This window comes from Vibrio sp. Of7-15 (assembly GCF_022347565.1).
In the GTDB taxonomy this organism is placed as follows: domain Bacteria; phylum Pseudomonadota; class Gammaproteobacteria; order Enterobacterales; family Vibrionaceae; genus NORP241.
Map to the genome: position 1 here is coordinate 1 of NZ_JAKRGH010000072.1, position 1918 is coordinate 1918.

Annotated in this window: 2 tRNA genes and 1 rRNA gene; all 3 read right to left on the reverse strand. The window is 49.5% G+C overall.

What is annotated here, in order from left to right:
• Positions 1–1394: ribosomal RNA gene (locus MHO82_RS25700) — 23S ribosomal RNA — on the reverse strand; the annotation flags it as partial.
• A 215-nt stretch (positions 1395–1609) separates the two neighbouring features.
• A tRNA-Ala gene (locus MHO82_RS25705) sits at positions 1610–1685 on the reverse strand.
• A gap of 44 nt (positions 1686–1729) precedes the next feature.
• Positions 1730–1806 (reverse strand) — tRNA-Ile (locus MHO82_RS25710).
• Between the last annotated feature and the right edge of the window lie 112 nt (positions 1807–1918).

Genomic DNA, 1918 nt, shown 5'->3' on the forward strand with positions numbered 1-1918 from the left:
CTCGACATCAGGTCTCAGCCTAATGTGTTCCCGGATTTGCCTAAGAACACAGCCTACACCTTTGGACCGGGACAACCATCGCCCGGCTCACCTAGCCTTCTCCGTCCCCCCATCGCAATGATAAAAAGTACGGGAATATTAACCCGTTTCCCATCGACTACGCCTTTCGGCCTCGCCTTAGGGGTCGACTTACCCTGCCCCGATTAACGTTGGACAGGAACCCTTGGTCTTCCGGCGAGGGGGTTTTTCACCCCCTTTATCGTTACTCATGTCAGCATTCGCACTTCTGATACGTCCAGCATGCCTTACAGCACACCTTCAACCGCTTACAGAACGCTCCCCTACCCAATGTGCAAAGCACATTGCCGCAGCTTCGGTTTACTACTTAGCCCCGTTACATCTTCCGCGCAGGCCGACTCGACCAGTGAGCTATTACGCTTTCTTTAAATGATGGCTGCTTCTAAGCCAACATCCTGGCTGTCTGAGCCTTCCCACATCGTTTCCCACTTAGTAGTAATTTGGGACCTTAGCTGGCGGTCTGGGTTGTTTCCCTCTCCACGACGGACGTTAGCACCCGCCGTGTGTCTCCCGGATAGTACTTACTGGTATTCGGAGTTTGCAAAGGGTTGGTAAGTCGGGATGACCCCCTAGCCTTAACAGTGCTCTACCCCCAGTAGTATTCGTCCGAGGCGCTACCTAAATAGCTTTCGGGGAGAACCAGCTATCTCCAGGTTTGATTGGCCTTTCACCCCTAGCCACAAGTCATCCGCTAATTTTTCAACATTAGTCGGTTCGGTCCTCCAGTAAGTGTTACCTCACCTTCAACCTGCCCATGGCTAGATCACCTGGTTTCGGGTCTAATCCTAGCAACTGAACGCCCAGTTAAGACTCGGTTTCCCTACGGCTCCCCTAAACGGTTAACCTTGCTACTAAAATTAAGTCGCTGACCCATTATACAAAAGGTACGCAGTCACGCTTAGCCTTGGAGGATGGTCCCCCCATGTTCAGACAGGATATCACGTGTCCCGCCTTACTCGTTTTCACTCAAAGTGCGTCGTCGGTTACGGGGCTATCACCCTTTATTGCTCTGCTTTCCAGCAGATTCACCTGACACACAAACAGCTTAAGGGCTAATCCAATTTCGCTCGCCGCTACTTTCGGAATCTCGGTTGATTTCTCTTCCTTCGGGTACTTAGATGTTTCAGTTCCCCGAGTTCGCCTCCTGCTGCTATGTATTCACAACAGGATACGTGCTTATGCACGTGGGTTTCCCCATTCGGAAATCCCAGTCTCAAGTGGCTTTTACTGCCTAAACTGGGCTTATCGCAAGTTAATACGTCCTTCATCGCCTCTGACTGCCAAGGCATCCACCGTGTACGCTTAGTCACTTAACCATACAACCCCAAGAGGTCTTTTAAGAAAGGTCATCGTCTAAGACACATGATTGTGTTAGATATTGAGAACTTTTAAAATTTAGTTTCATGCATCGCTTCGCGATAACATGATTACTAGTCAGCTTTCCAAATTGTTAAAGAGCATTGATTTTATCACTAAGATAAAAACCATTTCTAAAGACTCTCACGGCATCGCCGATAAGAACACTTAAAGATGGTGGAGCTAAGCAGGATCGAACTGCTGACCTCCTGCGTGCAAGGCAGGCGCTCTCCCAGCTGAGCTATAGCCCCATCGAGTGTGTAATTGTATTCACCAGCAACCTTTGGGAAGGAAGTGGTGGGTCTGAGTGGATTTGAACCACCGACCTCACCCTTATCAGGGGTGCGCTCTAACCAACTGAGCTACAGACCCGCAATTACGTCTCTTTACTTTTCAACCATACAATCTGTGTGAACACTCACAAACAAACGTCTATCGTTAAGGAGGTGATCCAGCCCCAGGTTCCCCTAGGGCTACCTTGTTA